Origin of the sequence: Cryobacterium luteum (assembly GCF_900110125.1) — a bacterium.
Taxonomy (GTDB): Bacteria; Actinomycetota; Actinomycetes; order Actinomycetales; family Microbacteriaceae; genus Cryobacterium; species Cryobacterium luteum.
Window position 1 is genome coordinate 71,129 of record NZ_FOCN01000006.1, and the last position, 23,208, is coordinate 94,336.

The window sequence follows — 23,208 nt, forward strand, 5'->3', positions numbered from 1 at the left end:
ACTAACCGTACCGAGTCGGACTACTCGCCAAATAATCTAGAACTATGTAGTTTCGTCTTCGTTGGCGTCAATCTGATGCCCGCCTGATAGCCCTCCCAGGAGGCATCCATGGGCACACTAACACCGTACGACACCGCAAATGGCCGTCGCTATCGCGTGCGCTACCGCAAGCCAGACAAATCACAGACGGACAAGCGAGGTTTTCGAACCCGACGCGACGCTGATCTGTTTCTTGCATCCGTTGAGATCGCCAAACACACTGGCCGATACATCGATCCCAGCCGCGCCCGAGTCACGGTGGCCGACTGGACAGCCACTTGGCTGGCCAGCCGCTCGGACCTGCGCCCATCCACTCTTGATCGCGTAAACGGCGCGATTCGCAATCACATTGTTCCCGAGCTGGGGCGCATCGCCTTGGGAGACCTCGAGCGGCTTCAAATCCAGCAGTGGGCGAGCGGGCTCAGCGTTATACAAGGGCCGGCATCGGTCCGAAAGATCGTCAACGTGCTTTCTGGTGCCTTGCAGCTCGCCGTCGATGATGGTCGCCTCGCAGCCAATCCTGCTCAGCGCCTTAAACTGCCCAAAATCTCCAAGTCGCAGAAGCGGTTTCTGTCGCACGCTCAAGTTGCAGCCTTGGCCAAGTCGGTCGAGGCGCATAGCGCGGGCAACGGTTACGGGCTGCTCGTGCTGGTTTTGGCGTACGGTGGGCTTCGGTGGGGCGAGCTAGCCGGTTTGCAGGTTCGTGACTTCGATGCCGCGACTAGTCGGCTTCACATCCGCACCATGATGGTGGAAGTGAACGGCTATTTCAAGGAATCGTCCCCGAAAGACTATGAAGACCGCTTTATTCCGATGCCAGCCTCGATCGCCAAACAACTCGCCCTTCATGTCGCCGGCAAGAAGCCCACGGATCTCATGTTTGTCGGGGCTCGCGGCGGTGGTGTGCTGCGCAATCGGGTATTTCGACGAGGGTGGTTTGATGCAGCCGCCATCGAAATTGGAGTTGCGGGACTGACTCCCCACGAACTTCGCCACACGTGCGCCAGCCTGGCTGTATCGGCGGGAGCCAACGTGAAAGTACTTCAACGAATGCTCGGCCACGCCTCAGCGAAGGAGACGCTCGACACCTACAGTGACCTCTTCGACGCGGACTTGGACAGCGTTGCAGCAGCGCTGAATCAGGTCATTATTAAAATGAATGTGGGCAAGCGACGAATTGCCGACATCTGCAACAACAGCGGAAATGGCTAGATCCGCGTGATTACGCGGATCTAGCGAGTGTGCCCCCAGGCAGATTCGAACTGCCGCCCCTGCCTCCGGAGGGCAGTGCTCTATCCCCTGAGCTATGGGGGCCAAGGTGGTTCAAGGTTAGCATCATGGCCCGGCTGTCAAGACCCATCATGACCGCCACCGCCAGAACCTGTTCGTAGAGGTGCCGGCTAGCCCAAATGCCCGAGCACCGCCGACATGAGACCTTCGGCAGCGCCGGGCTCGTTGTAGAACGCGGGCGAGCTCATGGTGACCCAGTAGCTTCCGGTGAAGACCTGGGCCTGACCGCTGCCACCGGCAAAGGTGAAGAAACCATCGACGGTCGGCGGGGTGCCGTAGGTCGGCACGGCCTGGCTGTCGGCATCCGCTTGCTGCTTGAGCGTGGTCATCAAAACATCGTTGGGGGCCACGACCGACACCTCGATGAGTTCACCACTGGACTGGTTCGACCAGCCGCAGGTCAGTCCGTTGTACGTCGCGGCGGTCTCGGCCAGGCCGTTCGCGCTCGGCGAGTAGTCGGGCGCGGTGCCGTAGTTCGGGTTGAAATCGTAGACGTCCTGCAGGGTGAGCAGATCGCCACAGGTCTGCGCGATCGGTGAGCCGGTCGCTTCCGGGGTCGGTGTGGGCGACGACGTCGGCTGCTCTGTCGGGTCAGCGGATGCCCCGCTCGTCGCGGCCGCGGAATTCGTGGGTGTCGGCTCGTCGCCGGCGCTGCAGCCGGTGAGAACGAGGGCGAACAGTGCTCCGCCGGCGAGCAGAACGCCCGACCGGCCACGAGCGGAACGAACGAGAGTGGGGTAGACGCGGGTATCAGTCACGCGTTGACCTTACCAACAGGAGGGGGCCGGTACGATTGAGCAGTGACTCCTGCCGAACTCTCCCAGTCCCTTTTCGACCTCATCCAGGACGTCAGCGAACGCCGACGTGAGGCTGACGCGAGTGGGGTAGACCTCGGACTCACCCTCGCCGACGTCGCTGTCGAACGCCCGCGCAACCGCGACCACGGCGACTGGGCTTCGAGTATTGCGCTGAAAATCGCCAAGCCGCTCGGCGCCAACCCGCGGGAAATCGCGGCAGAACTGGCAGCCGGTCTCGAACAGCTCGCCGATGTCGCCTCCGTTGAAATTGCCGGCCCCGGTTTCATCAACATTCGCCTCGAAGCGGCGGCAGCTGGCGCCCTCGCCAAGACCATCGTCGACCAGGGCGCCGTCTACGGCACCGGCCACCTCTACGACGGCCTCAAAATCAACCTCGAATTCGTCTCGGCCAACCCCACCGGTCCGATCCACATGGGCGGCGTGCGCTGGGCCGCTGTGGGCGACAGCCTGGCCCGGGTGCTGCAGGCCGAGGGAGCCGACGTCACCCGCGAGTATTACTTCAACGACCACGGCTCGCAGATCGACCGCTTCGCCCGCAGCGTGCTCGCCAGCTACCTCGGTGAAGCCACCCCCGAAGACGGCTACGGCGGAGCGTACATCGGCGATATCGCCGCGAATGTGCTCGCCAACTATGACGGTGACGTCGCCGCCCTCCCTCGGGACGAACAGCAGGAAGTGTTCCGCTCGATTGGCGTTGATCTCATGTTCACCGAGATCAAAGACAAACTGCACGGCTTCGGCGTTGACTTCGATGTGTACTTTCACGAAGATTCGCTGCATGAATCGGGAGCCGTCAACCGCGCCATCGAACGACTGCGTGAACAGGGCCACATCTTCGAAGCGGATGGCGCCATCTGGCTGCGCACCACCACCTTCGGTGACGATCGTGACCGGGTGATCATCCGCTCGAACGGGGAGCCCGCCTACATCTCGGGCGACCTCGGTTACTACCTCGACAAGCGCGAACGCGGTTTCGACCAGTGCCTGATCATGCTCGGCGCCGACCACCACGGCTACGTCGGCCGCATGATGGCGATGGTCTCCGCGTTCGGTGATGAGCCCGGCGTGAACCTGCAGATTCTGATCGGCCAGATGGTCAACCTGCTTAAAGACGGCGAACCGGTGCGCATGAGCAAGCGGGCCGGCACCATCGTCACCCTCGACGATCTGGTCGACGCGGTCGGCGTCGACGCCGGTCGTTACGCGCTGGTGCGCTCCAACAGCGACTCGCAGCTCGACATCGACCTCGACCTGCTCGGCAAGCGCACCAACGACAACCCCGTCTTCTACGTGCAGTACGCCCACGCCCGCACCTGCTCGGTCGCCCGCAACGCCGCCGCCAGCGGCGTCGAACGCACCGTCTTCGCCCCGGAGCTGCTCGTGCACGACAGCGAATCCGCGCTGCTCGGAGTGCTGCAGGAATTCCCCCGCGTCGTCGCCCAGGCCGCCGAACTGCGCGAGCCCCACCGCGTGGCCCGCTACATCGAAGAGGTCGCCGGCTACTACCACCGCTGGTACGACAACTGCCGGGTCATTCCGCTCGGCGAAGAACCGGTCACCGACCTGCACCGCACCCGCCTCTGGCTCAACGACGCCACCGGTCAGGTGATTCGTAACGGCCTCGGCCTGCTCGGCGTCACCGCGCCGGAGCGCATGTAGTCGCCATGAATGAATCAGTGGCCAGAACCAAACGGCGCGGTCTCGTTCCGCTCATCATCGTGGGCGTGCTCGCCATTCTGCTCGTCGTCGCCTATTTTCTTATCGACAGCGGGGCGCGCGCCTTTGCCCAGGATCGGGCCGAAGCCGAAATCAGCAACCGGATGCCCGCTTCCGTGACCGGTGACATCGACGTCACGATCGGCGGCACCTCCGTCATCGCACAGTTCATCGCCGGTAGTTTCGACCAGATCGAGTTGACCGCGCCGAACCTGACGGTCGACGGCGTGCCGGCATCCGTTCACGTCATCGCCCGCGACGTATCGACTAACACCGCCAAGGCCATCGGCTCGCTCACCGCCACCCTCGACCTCGACCAGGCCGCGCTCAACCAGCTCGTGCTGGCTTCCGGGACCGCGCCCGCCGACGCCGTGATGGCCCTCGGCGACGGCGTCGTCGCCTACACCGGCACGGTCAAACTGTTTGAGTTCACCGTGGGCTACAGCGCGACGGCCACCGCCAGCGCCGCCGGGGACACGCTGAACTTCACCCCCACCGAAGCCACAGTGACGAGCGGCGTCGGCGACATCGACGCCACACCCCTGGTCAACCTCATTCTGCAGCAGGCGCCGATCGGAGTCTGCGTGGCCGGCTACCTGCCCGGCGGCGTCGAACTGAGTGGCGTCGACATTTCGCCCGAGCGGGCACGCGTTACGCTGGAGTCGAGCAGTCTTCGGCTCACTGCGCAGTCGCTGACCACTCTCGGCAGCTGCACCGACTGATTCGAACCTCGCCACCCGCGACGATAGAATACGGTCAGGCACGCCCACCCACTCGGGCGTCCCATTTTCCGGCTTCAGGGACCAATCCGGGTTCGCTCGCTGAGATTCCCCTTCGACTCTCGTGAGGTACTTCGTGGCAACCGAACCCAATCCGCTCGCGCCCGACTGGCTGCGCCTGCCCGCCGACGCCAATGAGCTCGCGCCCGGTCTCTGGCCCACCTCGGCCGCCCGCAGCAGCACCGGCGAACTCGTCATCGGCGGAGTCACCGCTGACGACCTCGCCGCCGAATTCGGCACTCCCCTCTACGTCATCGACGAAGCGGATGCCCGCACCAGCGCCGCGGAGCTGCTCGCCGTGTTCCAGGCCGAGTTCGCCCGCATCGGCACGAGCGCCAAGGTCTACTACGCCGGCAAGGCTTTTCTCTCCACCGAGGTTGTGCGCTGGATGATCGCCGCCGGGCTCAACATCGACGTGTGCAGCGGCGGCGAACTCGCCGTCGCCCTGGCCGGCGGCGCCGATCCGGCCCGGCTGGGTTTTCACGGCAACAATAAGTCCCTGGCCGAGCTCGACGAAGCCACCCGGGTCGGTATCGGCACGATCGTGATCGACAGCGAGGTTGAAATCGGCCGCATCGCCGAAGCATCCGCTCGCCACAATCGGGTGCAGAACGTACGCCTCCGCGTGAATAGCGGCGTACACGCGCACACCCACGATTTTCTGGCTACCTCACACGAAGACCAAAAATTTGGGATCGTACTCGGCGATGCGCCGAGGCTGGTCGAACTCATTCGCGCCGAGAGCGCGCTCAACTTCGTCGGCCTGCACTGCCACATCGGTTCGCAGATCTTCGGCGCCGACGGCTTCGCCGAGTCGGCCGCCCGGCTGCTCGAGCTGCACGCCACCCTGCTGGGAGGCGGTCCGGTACCCGAACTCAACCTCGGCGGCGGCTTCGGCATTGCCTACACGAGCGCCGACGAACCCACCCCGATTCGTGACCTCGCCGCGGCCCTGGCCGACATCGTCGCCACCGAGTGCGCGCGACTGAACATCGCGCTGCCGATCGTCGCGTTCGAACCCGGCCGGGTTATCGTCGGTCGCGCCGGCGTGAGCCTGTACCGCGTCGGCACGACCAAAGCGGTCGACGTCTCCGGCACCCCGCGGCTGTACGTCAGTGTTGATGGCGGAATGAGTGACAATGTGCGCCCGGCTCTCTACGGCGCCGACTATGCCGTGCGACTCGCCGATCGCGTGTCGACCGCAGCGCCGGTGCTCGTGCGCATCGCCGGCAAACACTGCGAGAGCGGCGACATCGTCGTCGACTCCGACTACCTGCCCGGCGACGTGACCCCCGGCGACCTGCTCGCCGTGCCCGCCACGGGTGCCTACTGCTGGGCGCTCTCCAACAACTACAACTACCAGGGCCGCGCCCCCGTGGTGGCCGTGATGAACGGCACAGCACGCGTACTCGTACGCGGCGAAACGATTGCCGACCTGCTCGCGCGGGACACCGGGGCGCTTTCGCCCACCGAAGGAGAATCTTGAAGCTCGAATACCGCAACCTGCGTGTCGCCCTCCTCGGTGGAGGATCCGTCGGCGCCCAGGTGGCCCGGCTGCTGCTCGAACAGGGCCCGGAGCTCGCCAACCGGGTCGGGGCCACCCTCGAACTGGTTGGAATCGCGGTGCGCGATGTGAACGCCGAACGCACCGTCGACCTGCCGCATGAACTGTTCACGACCAACGCCGAAGAGCTCATTCTCGGCGCCGACATCGTCATCGAACTGATGGGCGGCATCGAGCCGGCCCGCAGCCACATTCTGCTCGCGATCAGCAGTGGGGCGGATGTCGTCACCGCCAACAAGGCGCTGCTCGCCCAGGCCGGACCCGAACTCTTCGCCGCCGCGAACCAGGTCGGCGCCCAGATCAACTACGAGGCCGCGGTCGCCGGGGCGATCCCGATCGTGCGTCCGCTGCGGGAGAGCCTCGCCGGCGACCAGATCAAGCGCATCCTCGGCATCGTCAACGGCACCACGAACTTCATCCTGGACCGAATGGATACCGAAGGGTCCAGCCTCGAGGACGCGCTGGCCGAGGCGACCGCGCTTGGCTACGCGGAGGCAGATCCGACCGCCGACATCGGGGGCTACGACGCCGCGCAGAAGGCGGCCATTCTGGCGAGTCTGGCGTTTCACACGACGGTGCCGCTGGCATCCGTTTACCGCGAGGGCATCGAGTCGGTCACGCCGGCGCAGATCGAATCGGCCCGCAAGGCCGGCTACGTCGTGAAACTGCTGGCCATTTGTGAACGCGTCACCGACGAGAACGGCGTCGACGGGGTGTCGGCGCGGGTCTACCCGGCCATGGTGCCGCGCAGCCATCCGCTCGCCGCGGTACACGGCGCCAACAACGCCGTCTTCGTCGAAGCCGAATCCGCCGGCAGCCTTATGTTCTACGGGGCCGGAGCCGGGGGAGTGGAAACAGCCTCGGCCGTGCTCGGCGACGTCGTCTCCATCGCCAGGCGGCACGTCGCCGGCGGGCCGGGAGTGGCCGCATCAAGCTACGCCGGACTGCCGGTCTTCGATATCGGCCGGGTCACCACCCGCTACGCGGTGACCCTCGAAGTCACCGACGAACCCGGCGTGCTCGCAACCATCGCGAGCGTGTTCAGCAAGCGCAAGGTGTCCCTGGCCCTCGTGGAACAGTCCATGACCCCGGCCGTGATGGCCACGAAGAGTCGCGCAGCCCGCTCGGCCACGGCTACCCTAGTGATCGGGACCCATGACGCAACGGAGGCCGCACTCGCCGCCACCGTGCAGGACCTGGCCACCAACAGTGTCGTCAGCGAAGTCGCATCCGTTTTGAGAGTTGAAGGAGTCTGATGTTTAGCCCAAGCGAGACCAGTACCAACCTGACCACACCCGGCGCCATCGTCAGCCGTCAGTGGCGGGGAGTGCTGAACGAATACTCCGACCGTCTGAACATCTCGGCCGCGACCCCGATCATCACCCTGGGGGAGGGCGGAACACCGCTGATTCCGGCCGCCGCACTCTCCGCGCGCACGGGCGCGAAGGTCTGGATCAAATTTGAGGGCATGAACCCCACCGGCTCGTTCAAGGACCGCGGCATGACCATGGCCATTTCCAAGGCCATGGAAGACGGCGCGAAAGCGGTCATCTGCGCCTCGACCGGCAATACGAGCGCATCCGCAGCCGCCTACGCCACCCACGCCGGCATCACCGCTGCCGTCCTCGTACCCGAGGGCAAGATCGCCATGGGCAAGCTCAGCCAGGCCGTCGCGCACAACGCGCAGCTGCTGCAGGTGCAGGGCAACTTCGATGACTGCCTCGACATCGCTCGCGACCTCGCTACCAACTACCCGGTGCACCTGGTCAATTCGGTCAACCCCGACCGCATCGAGGGTCAGAAAACGGCCGCGTTCGAGGTCGTTGAAGTGCTCGGCGACGCCCCCGACTTTCAGTTCGTTCCGGTTGGCAACGCCGGCAACTACACCGCGTACTTTCGCGGCTACAGCGAAGAGGTCGCCCGCGGCGCCACGACCAAGCTGCCGCGCATGTTCGGTTTCCAGGCCGCCGGCAGTGCCCCGATCGTGCTCGGCCACCGCGTCGACCACCCCGACACCCTCGCGAGCGCCATCCGCATCGGCAACCCGGCGTCGTGGGACCTCGCGCTGAACGCCCGTGAGCAGAGTGACGGCTACTTCGGTGCCATCACCGATGCAAAGATTCTTGAAGCCCACCGCATCCTCTCGGCCGAGGTCGGAATTTTCGTGGAACCGGCATCCGCTATCGGTGTCGCCGGTCTGCTTGAGCGAGCCGAAGCCGGGTTCATCCCGAAGGGCTCGACCGTGGTCATCACGGTCACCGGTCACGGGTTGAAGGACCCGCAGTGGGCGCTCCGCACCGCTGACGGTTCCGATGTCGTGCCCACCATCGTTCCGGTCGACACCGCAGAAATCGCGAGCGTGCTCGGCTTGGCCAAGGCATGACCAATTCCGTATCCCTGATCGGCCGCGCTGTCTCGGTGCAGGTGCCGGCGACGACGGCCAACCTGGGGCCCGGCTTCGACACCCTCGGCCTGGCGCTGGCGAAATATGACCAGCTCGAGGTCACCGTGCGGAGTGCTCCCGGCGTGTTCGTCGAGGTGCACGGCGTCGGTGCCGGCTTGGTGCCGACCGACGAGAGCAACCTCGTCGTGCGTGCCATCATCCACACCTTCGAGGCCGTCGGCCTGCCCATGCCCGGGCTCAACATTGTCGCGCACAACGTCATACCGCACGGCCGCGGCCTGGGCTCCTCGGGTGCCGCAATCGTGTCGGGCATCATGGCGGCGAAGGGGCTGCTCGAGGGCGTCGTCGAGATCGACGCCGAGATGCTGCTCGTGCTCGCCACCGAAATGGAAGGCCACCCCGACAATGTTGCCCCGGCACTGTTCGGCGGGCTGACCATCGCCTGGACCACACCGGAAGGTCCGCGCCACAAGAAGCTCATGGTGCACCGCGGTGTCAAGCCGCTCGTCTTCGTACCCGAGCAGGAGATGTCCACCGCGCTCGCGCGCAGCCTGCAGCCGACCTCGGTGCCGCACGAAGACGCCGTCTTCAACGTGTCGCGGTCTGCTTTGTTGATCGCCGCGCTCATCCAGAGCCCCGAGCTGCTGCTCGCCGCGACCGAAGACAAGCTGCACCAGAGCTACCGTGCCGCGGCCATGCCGGAGACGAACAAGCTCATCACCCTGCTGCGCGCCGCTGGCTTCGCCGCCGTCGTGTCCGGTGCCGGGCCATCCATTCTGGTGTTGGCGAGCGATCCTGGCCAGCGCCTGGTCGCTGCCGAACTCGTTGCGAGCCAGTCTGACACCCCGTGGCGCGCGCTCATGCTCGCCGTGGACATGCAGGGTGCCACCGTGCATCCGCTCACGGCGCACAGCACGGCAGAGACCGCCGCGTAACCGGCGGGCTGATCGGGCCGACGCGCCCCGCGCGCGTCGGCCCGGCTGGCGGCCGTACTGGTGGCGGGGTGCTATGGTTGGTGTGCACCCGATAGAAACCGCCACTGGCGACATCCGGTGTATTCCCTGTACCTCACTGCTATTGCGATTTCGTGCGTGGCTGTGTGTGTTTACACCAATCCCCTCCATTTGTCGGATTGGATCACCCGCAGCGCATTCGTCGCTGCATACATCTCTCCTGGCCTGAATTTTTGTTCGGCAGGGGAAAGGACCCCCCTTCGTGACTGATGTCAACCTCCGCGCCACTGGCTCGGAACTTCCCCGCCTGAGTACCCTTCGCGTGTCAGAGCTTCAGGCTCTGGCCCTCGAACTGAAAATCCCCGGCGCTTCCAAACTTCGTAAAGGAGAACTCGTGGACGCAATCGAAACGGCACAGGCCGACACCAGCATCGCTGCTCCCGTCGAAGCTGCTCCGGTCGCTGAGGCCGCTCCGATAGCCGAGGCGTCGCCCGTGGCTGTGGCCGCACCGATCGAGAGCCTCGCCGAGGCAATCGAAACAGCCCCGCGCAAGCGTGCACCGCGTCGTGCCAGCACCAGCACCGCCGCACCAGCCAAGTCCCACGTCAATGCCGACGCCAGCACCGGATTCGGCATCATCCTGCCCGACGCCCCGGCCGCCGGGTCCCGCATCGCGCGCAACGCTCGCGGCGCTGTAACCTCCACCGGCGCTGTGACCTCCACCGGCGCTGTCGATGACGCTGCCCCCACCACAGCGGATGCTGACAGGCCCGTTCACCAGGCACGCAAGCGCGTGCAGGTGGCGCCGGTTCAGGTCGTCGACGCGGCTGCCGTGGTCGCCGAAACCGCCGACTTGCCCGTTGATGCTGATGTATCCATCGAGCCCTTGGTCGATGCCGCGCCGGCCACCCGACGTCCGTCCCGCCGTGCCTCCTCACAACGCAACGCCGTCGCGCCCGTCGAATCCGCGCCGGTCGAGTCCGCGGCCGCTGACGACGTAGTCGTCGAGGTCGCAGTCACCGATGCCGTCGAGGCACCGGCCGAAGCAACCGATGCCGCAACCGACACCGCAACCGACACCGCAACCGACACCGCAACCGACACCGCAACCGACACCGCAACCGACGACGGGACCGACTCCGGCGCCCCCCGTCAGGGCCGCAGCCGCAGCCGCAGCCGCGGTGGTGACCGCGCGCAGGGTGCCGACCGCAACCAGGGCGAGAACGTTCCGGCCGCTGATCGACAGAACGACCGGGGCCAGAACGGCACCAACGATGAGGGCATGACGCGGGCGCAGAGCCAGCGTCAGGCGCGCAACGAACGCAACCAGGAACGCAATCAGGAGCGTGCTCAGGCGCAGGCCGATCGCAACCAGGGTCAGAATGATCGTGGCCAGGACCGCAACCAGGGTCAGAATGATCGTGGCCAGGACCGCAACCAGGGCCAGAACGACCGTGGCCAGGACCGCAACCAGGGCCAGAACGACCGTGGCCCTGACCGTAACCAGGACCGTAACCAGGGTCCCGACCGGCTCGACGATGATCTGAACGGCCGCGGCAACCGCAACCGGTACCGTGACCGCAAGCGTCGCGGCCCGAACCAGGGCGATGACTTCGAACCCGAGGTCAACGACGACGACGTTCTCATTCCGGTCGCCGGCATCCTCGACGTGCTCGACAACTACGCCTTCGTGCGCACCTCCGGCTACCTGCCCGGTGCGAGCGACGTCTACGTCTCGCTCGGCCAGGTCAAGAAGTACAACCTGCGCAAGGGTGACGCCGTCGTCGGCTCCATCCGTCAGCCGCACGAGGGCGACCAGTCCGGGCGTCAGAAGTACAACGCCATCGTCAAGGTCGACTCGATCAACGGCCAGACCGTCGAAGAAGCCGCCACCCGCGTCGACTTCCACAAACTGACCCCGCTGTACCCGACGGAACGCCTGCGCCTCGAAACCGAGCCTGGCAAGCTCACCCAGCGCATCATCGACCTCGTCGCTCCGATCGGCAAGGGCCAGCGCGGCCTGATCGTGGCGCCGCCCAAGGCTGGCAAGACCATCGTGATGCAGCAGATCGCCAACGCCATCGCCACCAACAACCCCGAGGTCCACCTCATGGTCGTTCTGGTCGACGAGCGCCCCGAAGAGGTCACCGACATGCAGCGCACGGTGAAGGGTGAGGTCATCGCCTCCACCTTCGACCGGCCGGCCGAGGACCACACCGTTGTCGCCGAGCTCGCCATCGAGCGCGCCAAGCGTCTGGTTGAGCTGGGCCACGACGTTGTCGTGCTGCTCGACTCGATCACCCGCCTCGGCCGGGCCTACAACCTCGTGGCCCCGGCCTCGGGTCGTATCCTCTCCGGCGGCGTCGACGCATCCGCTCTGTATCCGCCGAAGCGTTTCTTCGGTGCGGCGCGCAACATCGAGAACGGTGGCTCGCTCACCATTCTCGCCTCCGCGCTCGTGGAGACCGGTTCCAAAATGGACGAGGTCATCTTCGAGGAGTTCAAGGGCACCGGCAACATGGAATTACGTCTGTCGCGCCAACTCGCCGACAAGCGCATCTTCCCCGCCGTCGACGTGAACGCATCGGGCACCCGACGCGAAGAAATGCTGATGAGCGCCGATGAAGTGAAAGTGACTTGGAAGCTGCGCCGCGCCCTCGCCGGGCTCGAGCAGCAGCAGGCGCTCGAACTCATCCTCGGCCGTCTCAAGGAGACCTCGTCGAACGTTGAATTCCTCATGCAGGTTCAGAAGTCGATGCCGACCCTGAACGGGTCAGACAAGGACAAGTAATGTTCGAATCCGTCCTCACGCTGCTGGCCGAGCACGACGACCTGCAGTCGCAGTTGGCGGATCCGGAGCTGCACGCGAATCCGGCCCGCTCGAAGAAGGTCAACCGGCGTTATGCCGAGTTGAGCCGCATCATCGCGGCGTACCACGAGTGGAAAGAGGTCGACGATAACCTCGAGGCCGCTCGTGAGCTCGCCGACGAAGATGCTGCCTTTGCCGAGGAGATCCCGGATCTCGTGGAACAACTCGACGTCACGGCTGAAAAGCTGCGACGTCTGCTGATCCCGCGCGACGAACTCGACGCCCGCGACGTGATCATGGAGATCAAGATGGGGGAGGGCGGTGCCGAGTCGGCGTTGTTCGCCGCTGATCTGCTGCGCATGTACCTGCACTATGCCGAGTCCAACCGCTGGAAGACCGAGATCATCGAGCAGACCTCGAGCGACCTCGGTGGCATTAAAGACATCCAGCTCGCGATCAAGGGCAATTCGAGCGACCCGGCCGAGGGCGTATGGGCGCACCTGAAATATGAGGGAGGCGTGCACCGCGTTCAGCGGGTGCCAGCGACTGAATCTCAGGGACGCATCCACACCTCGGCGGCCGGCGTGCTCGTCTTCCCCGAGGTCGACGAGCCTGAAGAGGTCGAACTGCACCCGAACGACCTCAAGATCGACGTGTACCGCTCGAGCGGGCCCGGTGGCCAGTCCGTGAACACGACCGACTCCGCCGTGCGCATCACCCACCTTCCCACCGGAATCGTGGTCGCGATGCAGAATGAGAAATCACAGCTGCAGAACAAGGAAGCCGGAATGCGCGTGCTGCGTGCCCGGGTGCTGGCCCGCCAGCAGGAAGAAATCGACGCGGCGGCGTCGCTCGTGCGCAAGGGGCAGATTCGTACGATGGATCGCTCGGAGCGCATCCGCACGTACAACTTTCCCGAGAACCGCATCGCCGATCACCGCACCGGCTACAAGGCGTACAACCTCGACGCCGTCATGAACGGCGCCCTCGGCCCCGTCATCGACTCCTGCATCCATGCCGACGAGGAAACCCGCCTGGCCGAGCTCGGCGACCCCGAGTAGCACCCGCCTCAACCTAACCGGGCCCGGGCCCGGAAAGCGGGCCCACGATAGAACATGGGCCGGCTTTCCGGGCCCGGGCCCGGTCGTTTTCTTAGAGGTAGTACTCGGGCTCGAGGGTGCCGCCGCGTGCGGACTCTACCGTTTCGGGAGATTGCGGGCGAATGGTGGCCGGCACCCCCACCAGCAGCGACCGCGGCGGGGCCGACTTGGTCACGACGGCATTCGAGCCGATCGTGCTCCACGCCCCGATGGTGATCGGGCCGAGCACCTTGGCGCCAGCCCCGACCGTCACACCGTCATCCAGAAACGGATGCCGCCGCACGCCCCGCGCATGCCCGTGACGGCTCTTGCCGCCCAACGTCACCGCGTGATATAGCATCACATCGTCGCCGAGCACGGCCGTCTCACCGATTACGACACCCATGCCGTGGTCGATGAACAGTCGGCGCCCGATTGTCGCTCCCGGATGAATCTCAATCCCGGTCAGAAACCGGGTCACCTGCGACAGCAGGCGTGCGGGCAAGCGCAGCCCGGCACGCCACAGGCGATTGGCGACCCGATACGACCAGACCGCGTGCAGGCCGCTGTAAGCCAGAAAAACCTCGGCATTGCTGCGTGCGGCGGGGTCGTGGGTGCGCGCAGCCGCGATATCTTCGCGGAGGCGCGAGAACACAGTCAAGACAGGGGATTCATGTGCGGGCAGGCAGTGATCTCTTAGTCCAGCAGGTCTTCGTACAGCACCGTTGAAATGTACCGTTCACCGAAGCCGGGAACGATGACGACGATGGTCTTGCCGGCGTTCTCGGGCAATTTCGCCTGCTCGAGCGCGGCCCAGACCGCGGCGCCGCCGGAGATGCCGCCGAGGATGCCCTCGTCGGTGCCGAGTGCGCGGGCCGTGGCGAGCGAGTCGGCCAGGGTCACATCAGTGATCGAGTCGTAGACCTGACGGTCGAGCGTCTCCGGTACGAAGTTCGCGCCGAGGCCCTGGATCTTGTGCGGGCCGGGCTTGCCGCCGGTGAGAATGGGGGAGTCGATCGGCTCGACGCCGACGACCGTGAGGCCCGGCTTCTGCTCCTTCAGGTACCCGCCGGCGCCAGAGATGGTGCCGCCGGTGCCGATGCCGGCAACGAGGATGTCGACGGCACCGTCGGTGTCGTTCCAGATCTCCACGCCGGTGGTGGCACGGTGGATCGCCGGGTTGGCCGGGTTGGTGAACTGGCTGGCCAACACCGCACCGGGCGTGTTCGCGACGATCTCGGCGGCCTTCTCAACGGCCCCGCGCATGCCATCGGCACCAGCGGTCAGCACGATTTCGGCGCCGTAGGCGCGCATCATGACGCGACGTTCCTTGCTCATCGTCTCGGGCATAGCGAGAATGACGGTGTAGCCGCGGGCAGCACCGACCATGGCGAGGGCGATGCCCGTGTTGCCGCTGGTGGCTTCAACGATGGTTCCGCCCGGCTTCAGGGAGCCGTCCTTCTCGGCGGCATTGATGATGGCAACGCCGATGCGGTCCTTGACGCTGCTGGACGGATTATAGAACTCGAGCTTCGCGAGCACGGTCGCGCCGAGGCCGTTGGTCAAACGGTTCAGTTTGACGAGGGGGGTCCCACCGACGGCTTCGGTGATATCGGAATAGATCTTAGGCACGAGGGCAACTTTCATTCGGTGAAATTCGGCTGAATTCGACTGGCTTGGGCGGGTGGGCCAGCTCCAGCCTAGGTTGCCCGGCCGAAAACGGGTTGGTGCGTTACATTTCACTACGTGCCTTCTTCAGATTCTGCCCTGCCCTCCACCGTGACCGACCTGCGCAACCGAGCCATCCGAGCGCTCACTTCGGCCGGGGTGACTGACCCCGAGGTCGACTCCGACCTACTGATCGGCCACGTGCTCGGCCAGAGTCGCGGCGAAGTGCAAGCTGGCAGCATCCTGAATCGACCGGTCAGCCAAGCGGATGCCGCAGCGATCGACACCCTGCTCGCTCGCCGCAGCACACGCGAACCTCTTCAGCACATCACCGGACGTGCCCCGTTCCGCTCCCTGTCCCTGAACGTGGGCCCTGGCGTCTTCGTGCCGCGGCCCGAAACCGAGCAGGTCGCCCAGTTCGCCATCGACGCGTTGCGGTCCATGCCCGATCCGGAGCCGATCGGTGTCGATCTCGGCACCGGGAGCGGCGCGATCGCCCTGGCCCTCGCCACCGAGGTGCCGCACGCGCGCATCTTCGCGATTGAAAATTCGGCCGAAGCCTTCCCCTGGACCGTGCGCAACTTCGAGGAGATCGCTGCCGGCAACGCGACTCTCGCCTTCGGCGACCTCGCCAATGCCTTCGTGGAACTCGACGGCACGGTCGCCGTCGTCATCTCGAACCCGCCATACATTCCAGCGGATGCGATCCCGCGCGACCCGGAGGTGCGCCTGTTCGACCCCGCCCACGCCCTCTTCGGAGGCCCGGACGGCCTCGACGTCGTGCGCAGCGTCTCGGCCACGGGCCTCCGCCTGCTGCGTCCCGGCGGTGTGCTCGTGATCGAACACGGTGAACTGCAGGGAGTAGACATTCGCGCGCTGCTGACCGCCGATGGCTGGCGGGCTTCGGCCACGCACCGCGACTACACCAGCCGCGATCGGGCCACCACCGCACTGCACCCCTGAGCGGACTTTCGCGGGTGCGTGCGCTCGCATCCGTTCTTCACAACCGCGCTGGGTTAGAATTGCCGGAAATGACACGTATCTACGATTGCACGAGCGAGTCGAACACGAGCCACTCGGAATACCAGGCGCACATCGCTCTGGCGCGCACGGCCATCGGCCGCGGAGCGCTCGTCGTCATCCCCACCGACACGGTCTACGGCGTTGCGGCCGACGCTTTCAACGCCGAGGCCGTGCAGCTTCTCCTCAACGCCAAAGGCCGCAGTCGGCAGTCGCCGCCACCCGTTCTCATTCCCGGAATCCCAACCCTCGACGCTCTCGCCGTCGACGTGCCGCAGCCGGTGCGCGACCTCGCCGCGGCGTTCTGGCCGGGCGGACTGACGGTCATCGTCAACGCCCAGCCGTCACTGGTTTGGGATCTCGGCGAGACGCGCGGCACCGTGGCGCTGCGCATGCCGAGCAATCAGATCGCGCTCGATCTGCTCGCCGCAACGGGGCCACTGGCCGTGTCGAGCGCCAACCTCAGCGGAATGCCCGCCACCCGTGATGCCCAGGCGGCCGAAGCGGCGCTCGGCGAGAGCGTCGAGGTCTACCTTGACGGCGGAACCGCCGGCAGTACCTATGAGAGCGTGTTCGGCCAGCCCGGCGACGGCTCATCGACGATCGTCGACGCCTCCGGCTTCGAAACCAACGGCAATTTTCTGCACATCGTGCGCAGCGGCGTCATCTCCCGAGAATCGATCGCGGCGGTCGTCGGCGACGTTCTCGCGGCCGCACCGGCCATCCCCGGAGTACCGGCAGAACCGAGTGAAGCGGATGCGACCCCCACGATCGCCGCCCCGTCCCAGGACGAAGCCTCGACGAAAGCGCCGGCTGAGACCGCAGGCGAAACGGATGCCGGTCGGTAGCCCATGACCCTTTTCTTTTTGCTCGCGCTCGTCACGGCGATCGTCACGTTCGTGCTGTCGATCGTGGTCTACAAACTCAGCCACAAGTACCGCCTGTACCCGAAAATTCGCGAACGCGACGTGCACACCCGCCCTACGCCGCGTCTCGGCGGCATCGCCATGTTCCTCGGCATCCTGGTGGCCTTCGGGGTCGCCTACCTCATCGCGGGGGCGTTCGCGCCGCTTCGGCTGGTGTTCGCCGATCCGCAGCAGATTCTCGCGATCCTCGGCGCAGCCCTGCTCATCGTGCTGGTCGGTGTCGCCGACGACATCTGGGACCTGGACTGGATGACCAAACTCGCCGGCCAGTTCATCGCCGCCGGGCTGGTCGCCTGGCAGGGCGTGCAGATCTACTCCCTTCCGATCGGCGGGCTCACGGTCGGCAGCGGCTGGATGTCGATCGTGTTCACGGTCGTCGCCATCGTGGTGGTCATGAACATGATCAACTTCATCGACGGTCTCGACGGCCTCGTCACGGGCGTTGCCCTGATCGCCAACGGGGTGTTCTTTCTCTACAGCTACCTGCTCGTGCGGGACACGTCGCCGACCAACTACTTCAACCTCGCCTCGCTCATCGCCGCCATTCTGGTCGGCGCGTGCGTGGGGTTCCTGCCGTTGAACTGGCACCCGGCCAAAATGTTCATGGGCGACGCCGGTGCACTGCTGGTCGGTCTGCTCATGGCCACAAGCGCGATCGCCATCACCGGCCAGATCGACCCGACCGCGATCAATCGCTCGCAGCTCTTTCCGGCGTTCATACCCATCCTGCTGCCGGTGGCCATCATGATCATTCCCCTGCTCGACTTCGGGCTGGCCGTATTCCGGCGGGTACGGGCCGGTAAATCGCCCTTCAGCGCCGACCGAAAACACCTGCATCACCGACTGCTCGATATGGGACACTCCCACCTGCATGCCGTGCTGATCTTCTACGGGTGGACGGCCGCAGCGTCCGTTGGGTGTCTGCTGTATTACATCCTGCCGGTCTATTTCGGGCTGCCGACCTGGTACGCCACCATCTTCCTGGTGACCTCGCTGCTCATGTGTACGATCGTCACTCTCGCGCCGCTCGGCCGCCGCAAAACCGGTGAATGGGTCAGTCAGTCATCGCCGGCACAGATCGCTGTGCTCGACCGGTTCGACCCGCTCGACGAAGCCGCTACTCCCGCCACCCCCACCCCAACACCGACACGAGCGACCGCCCCTGCGGCGGCCCCTGCCGAGGAGAACGTATGACCAGCGCCACCCCACCACCTGCCCAGGCCACGTCCATCCCGGTGCTGCGTCGCATCCTGATCTACGGCGGCTGGGTCGCACTCGGAATAGCCGTCGTCGGTTCCGTCATCGGCTATTTCGTGGACGGTGGCACCGGGGTGCTCAGTGCCCTGATCGGAACGATCATGTCCGTCGCTTTCATGGGTATCACGGCCGGCAGTATCCTGCTGGCCAATCGGGTTGCCGGCAACGAATCGGCGATCGGCGGCTTCTTCGGCATCATCATGGGCGGCTGGCTGCTCAAATTCGTCGTGTTCCTGGTACTGCTTTTCGTGTTGCAGGACCGTGCGTGGATCGAGCCCATGGTGCTGTTCTTATGCATCATCGCCGGCGTCGTGGGATCCCTCGTGGTCGATGCCGTCGTCGTGATGAAGAGCCGGATGCCCTACGCCAGCGACGTCGTATTGCCCCCCGCCCCGGTAGACGAGTAACCCTTCGGCCCATCCACCCACGGATCCCGCTCTCGATTCGGTGCAGCGCCTGATCTTTGCTAGAGTAAACACCGATCCCACCCCGGTTTGCACATGCTTTACAGCGTCGTAAACCTGCCCATAATCGTCGTTGCGCGAGCAGAGCTCACCGCCCCGAAACAGGAGAAAGCGCTGCTAGAAATCGCCGTAAACCTGATGGTCCCGTCTGCCACCGGCGACGGTGAATTTCACGGTCCCTCCATCAATGAGTTCTTCCCCAATGTAATCTTCTTCGCGGGCACCAGCTTCGAAATCAACCGCATCATCCTGATTCGCTTTCTCGCGGTCGCGGTGCTGATGTTGGTCTTCTGGCTTGGTACTCGCCGCATGAAGATCATTCCGACCCGCGGCCAGAGCCTGGCCGAAATGGGACTCGACTTCGTTCGCGTCAACATCGCCGAAGACCTGCTCGGTAAGAAAGACGGCAAACGTTTTCTGCCGCTTTTGACGACCATCTTCTTCATGGTGTTGTTCATGAACATCACGGGTATTATTCCGTTCCTCAACATCGCCGGCACCTCGGTGATCGGGGTACCACTGCTGCTCGGCGTGATCTCCTACGGAACGTTCATCTACGCCGGCGTCAAGAAGAGCCCGGCTAAGTTCTTCCGCAACTCACTCTTTCCGCCCGGAGTTCCTCCGTTCCTGTACCTCATCGTGACGCCGATCGAATTCATCTCGACGTTTCTGGTGCGACCGGTCACTCTCACGCTCCGACTGATGATGAACATGATCGTCGGACACCTCCTGCTCGTGCTGTTCTTCAGCGCTACCCAGTTCTTCTTCTTCACTGCGGATGGCGGGTTCAAGCTCTTCGGCGCTGGCACCCTCGTCTTCGGCTTCGCCTTCACGCTCTTCGAAGTGCTGATCGCCGTCCTCCAGGCTTACATTTTTGCCCTACTCACCGCCGTCTACATCCAGCTCGCGCTGGCTGAGGAACACTAGACACTTTAGGAATCCGGCACTCGCCGAATTCACCATCACGGAAGGAAACATACGTGGACGCAACAACCGTTCTCGCGGAAATCAACGGAAACATCGCGACCGTCGGTTATGGCCTCGCAGCCATCGGCCCGGCAATCGGTGTAGGTATCGTCGTTGGCAAGACCATCGAGGGTGTCGCTCGTCAGCCTGAGCTGGCCGGGCGCCTGCAGGTGCTGATGTACATCGGTATCGCCTTCACCGAGGCGCTCGCCTTCATCGGTATCGCTACCTACTTCATTTTCACCGGCATCTAAACCTCTTCACTACTTAATTAGGAGGCATGATGCTTCACGCAGTAATTGCAGCCGCGACGGAAGAAGCGGCGCCAAACCCGCTCATCCCGGAGATCTACGACATCATCTGGTCGGCGGTCTGCTTTGTCGTGATTTTGTTCTTCTTCTGGAAGCTTGTGCTGCCCAGAATGCAGAAGCTTCTTGACGACCGTGCAGAAGCCATCGAGGGCAACATTGCCAAGGCCGACGACGCTCAGCGCAAGGCCGAAGCTGCACTCGTGCAGTACACCGCCCAGCTTGCTGATGCTCGTGCCGAAGCCGGTGCCATTCGTGAACAGGCCCGCACCGATGGCCAGCGCATCGTCGCTGAGCACAAGGAGCAGGCCGCGGCCGAAGCCGGTCGCATCGCGGCCAGTGCCAAGACGCAGATCGAAGCCGAACGCCAGGCTGCCGTCGTGTCGCTTCGCAGCGAGGTCGGCACCCTTGCCATTGACCTCGCCTCGGGCGTCATCGGTGAGAGCCTGTCCGACGACGCGAAAGCCAGCGCCATTGTCGATCGTTTCCTGGCCGAACTTGAAGCCAGCGAAGCACCAAAAGCCGGAAAGATCTAGCAAATGGGAAGCGCCACCAGAGAAGCACTCGCCACATCGAGGGCGGCACTGTCCGTCCCCGGCGGCACGACTGATCTGGCGACGGGCGAAAGCCTGTTCGGCGCCGGTCGAGTTATCGGGTCGTCGTCCCAGCTGTTGTCAGCACTCGGCGACGCGTCAGCGGATGCTGCGGCCAAGGTCACCCTCGTGCGTGCCGTCTTCGGTACCAGCGTGACACCTCGGGCGCTCGACCTGCTCGCGGCCTCCGTGTCCGAACGCTGGTCCAGCCACGACGACCTGCTCGCCGGGATCGAAGAACTGGGCCTGCGGGCATCCGCCCTGTCAGCACCGGCCGGCACATCCATCGAGGACGAATTGTTCGCCTTCGGTACAACGGTGTCGTCAGATGCTGGTCTGGAACTCGCACTGGCCAGCAAGCTTGGCAAGCCGACCGCCAAGGCCGCGCTCGTCGAGCAGCTTCTGGCCGGCAAGGTATCCGGACAGACGCTCGCCATTGTTCGGCACCTGGTGCAGCAGCCTCGCGGCCGCCGTATCGGCGAATTGCTGCGACACGCAGCAGCCATCGTCGCAGACCAGTCCGGAACCTCGATCGCGACCATCACGTCGGCGAGCGTTCTCACGCCCGCCCAGCTCGACCGCTTGCAGAAGAATCTCCAGGAACGCCACGGACGTGCACTCACCATCAACCAAGTCGTCGACCCGGCGCTGGTCGGCGGAGTGCGCGTACAAATCGGCGATCTGGTCATCGATGGCAGCATCGCAACCCGCCTGGCTGATTTGAGACTCCAGCTCGCTCGCTGATTCTGGCGCAGTGTGACAGAAGCAGCAGCACCACAAACCCAGCAGTACCAGATGACTCAGGGCGGCAGCGTCCTCGAACAGACAGAACCTGTACAGCCGTACAGAAAAGGGAAGATGATGGCAGAACTAACGATCAGCCCCGATGAGATCCGTGGCGCTCTCCAGGACTTCGTGAAGTCCTACGAGCCGAACAAAACGTCAACGACCGAGGTTGGCTACGTCACCACGGCCGGCGACGGGATCGCCCACGTTGAGGGCCTGCCCGGCGTGATGGCCAACGAGCTCATCAAATTCGCCGACGGCACCCTGGGCCTGGCCCAGAACCTCGATGAAGACGAGATCGGCGTTGTCGTACTCGGCGAGTTCGGCGGCATTGTGGAGGGCATGGAGGTGCACCGCACCGGCGAGGTTCTCTCCGTTCCCGTCGGCGACGGCTACCTCGGCCGTGTCGTCGACCCGCTCGGCGCTCCCATCGACGGGCTGGGCGACATTGCCACCGAAGGCCGCCGCGCCCTCGAGCTGCAGGCCCCCGGTGTCATGAGCCGCAAGTCGGTGCACGAGCCGATGCAGACCGGTATCAAGGCCATCGACGCCATGATCCCGATCGGCCGCGGCCAGCGCCAGCTGATCATCGGTGACCGCCAGACCGGCAAGACCGCGATCGCGATCGACACCATCATCAACCAGAAGGCCAACTGGGAGTCGGGCGACAGCAACAAGCAGGTTCGTTGCATCTACGTCGCCATCGGCCAGAAGGGCTCCACTATCGCTTCGGTGAAGGGTGCCCTCGAGGACGCCGGGGCAATGGAATACACCACCATCGTCGCCGCTCCCGCCTCCGACCCGGCCGGATTCAAGTACCTCGCCCCGTACACCGGTTCGGCTATCGGCCAGCACTGGATGTACGCCGGCAAGCACGTTCTCATCGTTTTCGATGACCTCTCCAAGCAGGCCGAGGCCTACCGTGCGGTCTCCCTGCTGCTGCGTCGCCCGCCGGGACGCGAAGCGTACCCCGGAGACGTGTTCTACCTGCACTCCCGTCTGCTGGAACGTTGCGCCAAGCTCTCCGACGAGCTCGGTGCCGGATCGATGACCGGGCTTCCGATCATTGAGACCAAGGCCAACGACGTTGCCGCTTACATTCCGACCAACGTGATCTCGATCACCGACGGCCAGATCTTTCTGCAGTCAGACCTGTTCAACGCCAACCAGCGCCCCGCTGTTGACGTCGGCATCTCGGTCTCCCGCGTCGGTGGCGACGCGCAGGTCAAGTCGATCAAGAAGGTTTCGGGCACGCTCAAGCTCGAGCTGGCCCAGTATCGTTCGCTCGAAGCCTTCGCCATGTTCGCCTCGGACCTCGACGCGGCCAGCCGTCGTCAGCTCGCCCGTGGTGCCCGCCTGACGGAACTCCTGCGTCAGCCGCAGTACTCGCCGTACCCCGTCGAAGATCAGGTCGTCTCGATCTGGGCCGGCATCAACGGCAAGCTCGACGAGGTTCCGGTTCCCGACGTGCTGCGTTTCGAGCGCGAACTGCTCGACTTCCTCGGTCGCAACACCGAAATCCTGAAGACCCTGCGCGAGACCAACGTTCTCTCTGATGAGACCGTTGCAGCCCTCACCGCCGGTGTCGATAAGTTCAAGCTCGAATTCCAGACCGGTGAAGGCAAGCCGCTCGCCTCGGTCGGCAAGGAAAAGTTTGAGGCGATTGCCGTCGAGGACGTCAACCAGGAAAAGATCGTCAAGCACCGCCGCTAGTCCTCGCCGATTCGCGCGATGCAGAACCACTGACGAAACCACACTGAAAGACAAGG

The 23,208-nt window shown here is 64.7% G+C and carries 21 protein-coding genes and 1 tRNA gene; 18 read left to right on the forward strand and 4 right to left on the reverse strand.

The window, feature by feature from the left end; translation table 11 throughout:
- Positions 1–108 precede the first annotated feature (108 nt).
- Positions 109–1,251, forward strand: a complete 1,143-nt coding sequence (locus BMW72_RS08285; RefSeq protein WP_092109347.1) for a tyrosine-type recombinase/integrase — start codon at positions 109–111, stop codon at positions 1,249–1,251.
- Between the two features lie 30 nt (positions 1,252–1,281).
- Here BMW72_RS08285 and BMW72_RS08290 read toward each other — a convergent pair.
- A tRNA-Arg gene (locus tag BMW72_RS08290) sits at positions 1,282–1,353 on the reverse strand.
- An 86-nt stretch (positions 1,354–1,439) separates the two neighbouring features.
- On the reverse strand, positions 1,440–2,087 hold the full coding sequence (locus tag BMW72_RS08295) for a hypothetical protein (RefSeq protein ID WP_092109350.1): 648 nt from the start codon (positions 2,085–2,087) through the stop codon (positions 1,440–1,442).
- A 42-nt stretch (positions 2,088–2,129) separates the two neighbouring features.
- Between BMW72_RS08295 and argS the strand changes: the two genes are divergently transcribed.
- The 8 genes from argS (at position 2,130) to prfA (ending at position 13,433) form a co-directional block, all read left to right on the forward strand.
- Positions 2,130–3,806, forward strand: coding sequence for an arginine--tRNA ligase (gene argS / locus BMW72_RS08300; protein ID WP_092109353.1), 1,677 nt, complete (start codon positions 2,130–2,132; stop codon positions 3,804–3,806).
- Positions 3,807–3,823: 17 nt separating this feature from the next.
- Positions 3,824–4,585 (forward strand): LmeA family phospholipid-binding protein, encoded by a 762-nt coding sequence (locus BMW72_RS08305; protein WP_166787679.1) that lies wholly within the window; start codon positions 3,824–3,826, stop codon positions 4,583–4,585.
- Between the two features lie 133 nt (positions 4,586–4,718).
- Positions 4,719–6,128, forward strand: coding sequence for a diaminopimelate decarboxylase (gene lysA / locus BMW72_RS08310; protein WP_092109358.1), 1,410 nt, complete (start codon positions 4,719–4,721; stop codon positions 6,126–6,128).
- Positions 6,125–7,462, forward strand: coding sequence for a homoserine dehydrogenase (locus BMW72_RS08315; RefSeq protein ID WP_092109361.1), 1,338 nt, complete (start codon positions 6,125–6,127; stop codon positions 7,460–7,462). The genes lysA and BMW72_RS08315 overlap by 4 nt, the downstream gene beginning before the upstream one ends.
- Entirely contained in the window at positions 7,462–8,589 is a 1,128-nt protein-coding gene (thrC, locus tag BMW72_RS08320; RefSeq protein WP_092109364.1) for a threonine synthase, read from the forward strand. The genes BMW72_RS08315 and thrC overlap by 1 nt, the downstream gene beginning before the upstream one ends.
- Complete coding sequence (gene thrB / locus BMW72_RS08325; protein ID WP_092109367.1) at positions 8,586–9,545, forward strand: homoserine kinase; 960 nt, start codon at positions 8,586–8,588, stop codon at positions 9,543–9,545. Before thrC ends, thrB begins: the two co-directional genes overlap by 4 nt.
- Before the next feature lie 340 nt (positions 9,546–9,885).
- Positions 9,886–12,354 (forward strand): transcription termination factor Rho, encoded by a 2,469-nt coding sequence (gene rho / locus BMW72_RS08330; RefSeq protein ID WP_422386297.1) that lies wholly within the window; start codon positions 9,886–9,888, stop codon positions 12,352–12,354.
- Positions 12,354–13,433 carry a peptide chain release factor 1 gene (prfA, locus tag BMW72_RS08335; protein ID WP_092109373.1) on the forward strand — a complete coding sequence of 360 codons (1,080 nt, stop codon included), beginning with the start codon at positions 12,354–12,356 and terminating at the stop codon, positions 13,431–13,433. Before rho ends, prfA begins: the two co-directional genes overlap by 1 nt.
- 91 nt (positions 13,434–13,524) lie before the next feature.
- On the opposite strand, the gene epsC is transcribed toward prfA, so the two are convergent.
- Positions 13,525–14,112 carry a serine O-acetyltransferase EpsC gene (epsC, locus tag BMW72_RS08340; protein ID WP_092109376.1) on the reverse strand — a complete coding sequence of 196 codons (588 nt, stop codon included), beginning with the start codon at positions 14,110–14,112 and terminating at the stop codon, positions 13,525–13,527.
- Positions 14,113–14,147: 35 nt separating this feature from the next.
- A complete protein-coding gene (gene cysK / locus BMW72_RS08345) occupies positions 14,148–15,083 on the reverse strand; it encodes a cysteine synthase A (protein WP_174721713.1) in 936 nt (311 codons plus the stop codon).
- 114 nt (positions 15,084–15,197) lie between these two features.
- Between cysK and prmC the strand changes: the two genes are divergently transcribed.
- From prmC to atpA, 9 genes are all read left to right on the forward strand, one after another.
- Positions 15,198–16,082 carry a peptide chain release factor N(5)-glutamine methyltransferase gene (prmC, locus tag BMW72_RS08350; RefSeq protein ID WP_092109381.1) on the forward strand — a complete coding sequence of 295 codons (885 nt, stop codon included), beginning with the start codon at positions 15,198–15,200 and terminating at the stop codon, positions 16,080–16,082.
- A gap of 68 nt (positions 16,083–16,150) precedes the next feature.
- Positions 16,151–16,987 carry an L-threonylcarbamoyladenylate synthase gene (locus BMW72_RS08355; RefSeq protein ID WP_092109383.1) on the forward strand — a complete coding sequence of 279 codons (837 nt, stop codon included), beginning with the start codon at positions 16,151–16,153 and terminating at the stop codon, positions 16,985–16,987.
- A 3-nt stretch (positions 16,988–16,990) separates the two neighbouring features.
- Positions 16,991–18,259: an MraY family glycosyltransferase gene (locus tag BMW72_RS08360; protein WP_092109385.1), complete on the forward strand. Its 1,269-nt coding sequence runs from the start codon at positions 16,991–16,993 to the stop codon at positions 18,257–18,259.
- Positions 18,256–18,729 (forward strand): Cg1360 family ATP-synthase-associated protein, encoded by a 474-nt coding sequence (locus BMW72_RS08365; RefSeq protein ID WP_092109388.1) that lies wholly within the window; start codon positions 18,256–18,258, stop codon positions 18,727–18,729. Before BMW72_RS08360 ends, BMW72_RS08365 begins: the two co-directional genes overlap by 4 nt.
- Positions 18,730–18,924: 195 nt before the next feature.
- A complete protein-coding gene (gene atpB, locus BMW72_RS08370) occupies positions 18,925–19,713 on the forward strand; it encodes a F0F1 ATP synthase subunit A (RefSeq protein ID WP_241983820.1) in 789 nt (262 codons plus the stop codon).
- A 53-nt stretch (positions 19,714–19,766) separates the two neighbouring features.
- Positions 19,767–20,006: an ATP synthase F0 subunit C gene (gene atpE, locus BMW72_RS08375; RefSeq protein WP_092109394.1), complete on the forward strand. Its 240-nt coding sequence runs from the start codon at positions 19,767–19,769 to the stop codon at positions 20,004–20,006.
- A 29-nt stretch (positions 20,007–20,035) separates the two neighbouring features.
- Positions 20,036–20,596: a F0F1 ATP synthase subunit B gene (locus tag BMW72_RS08380; RefSeq protein WP_092109628.1), complete on the forward strand. Its 561-nt coding sequence runs from the start codon at positions 20,036–20,038 to the stop codon at positions 20,594–20,596.
- Between the two features lie 3 nt (positions 20,597–20,599).
- On the forward strand, positions 20,600–21,397 hold the full coding sequence (locus BMW72_RS08385; protein ID WP_092109397.1) for a F0F1 ATP synthase subunit delta: 798 nt from the start codon (positions 20,600–20,602) through the stop codon (positions 21,395–21,397).
- 117 nt (positions 21,398–21,514) lie between these two features.
- Positions 21,515–23,152 (forward strand): F0F1 ATP synthase subunit alpha, encoded by a 1,638-nt coding sequence (gene atpA / locus BMW72_RS08390; RefSeq protein WP_092109631.1) that lies wholly within the window; start codon positions 21,515–21,517, stop codon positions 23,150–23,152.
- The last annotated feature ends 56 nt before the right edge of the window (positions 23,153–23,208 follow it).

Bases quoted from the DNA above. Each gene is read 5' to 3' on its own strand.
- atpB (WP_241983820.1), top strand. From the start codon at position 18,925: ATGGTCCCGTCTGCCACCGGCGACGGTGAATTTCACGGTCCCTCCATC.
- prfA (WP_092109373.1), top strand. From the start codon at position 12,354: ATGTTCGAATCCGTCCTCACGCTGCTGGCCGAGCACGACGACCTGCAG.
- BMW72_RS08285 (WP_092109347.1), top strand. From the start codon at position 109: ATGGGCACACTAACACCGTACGACACCGCAAATGGCCGTCGCTATCGC.
- BMW72_RS08360 (WP_092109385.1), top strand. From the start codon at position 16,991: ATGACCCTTTTCTTTTTGCTCGCGCTCGTCACGGCGATCGTCACGTTC.
- thrB (WP_092109367.1), top strand. From the start codon at position 8,586: ATGACCAATTCCGTATCCCTGATCGGCCGCGCTGTCTCGGTGCAGGTG.
- BMW72_RS08355 (WP_092109383.1), top strand. From the start codon at position 16,151: ATGACACGTATCTACGATTGCACGAGCGAGTCGAACACGAGCCACTCG.
- BMW72_RS08365 (WP_092109388.1), top strand. From the start codon at position 18,256: ATGACCAGCGCCACCCCACCACCTGCCCAGGCCACGTCCATCCCGGTG.
- atpA (WP_092109631.1), top strand. From the start codon at position 21,515: ATGGCAGAACTAACGATCAGCCCCGATGAGATCCGTGGCGCTCTCCAG.
- BMW72_RS08380 (WP_092109628.1), top strand. From the start codon at position 20,036: ATGCTTCACGCAGTAATTGCAGCCGCGACGGAAGAAGCGGCGCCAAAC.
- BMW72_RS08385 (WP_092109397.1), top strand. From the start codon at position 20,600: ATGGGAAGCGCCACCAGAGAAGCACTCGCCACATCGAGGGCGGCACTG.
- thrC (WP_092109364.1), top strand. From the start codon at position 7,462: ATGTTTAGCCCAAGCGAGACCAGTACCAACCTGACCACACCCGGCGCC.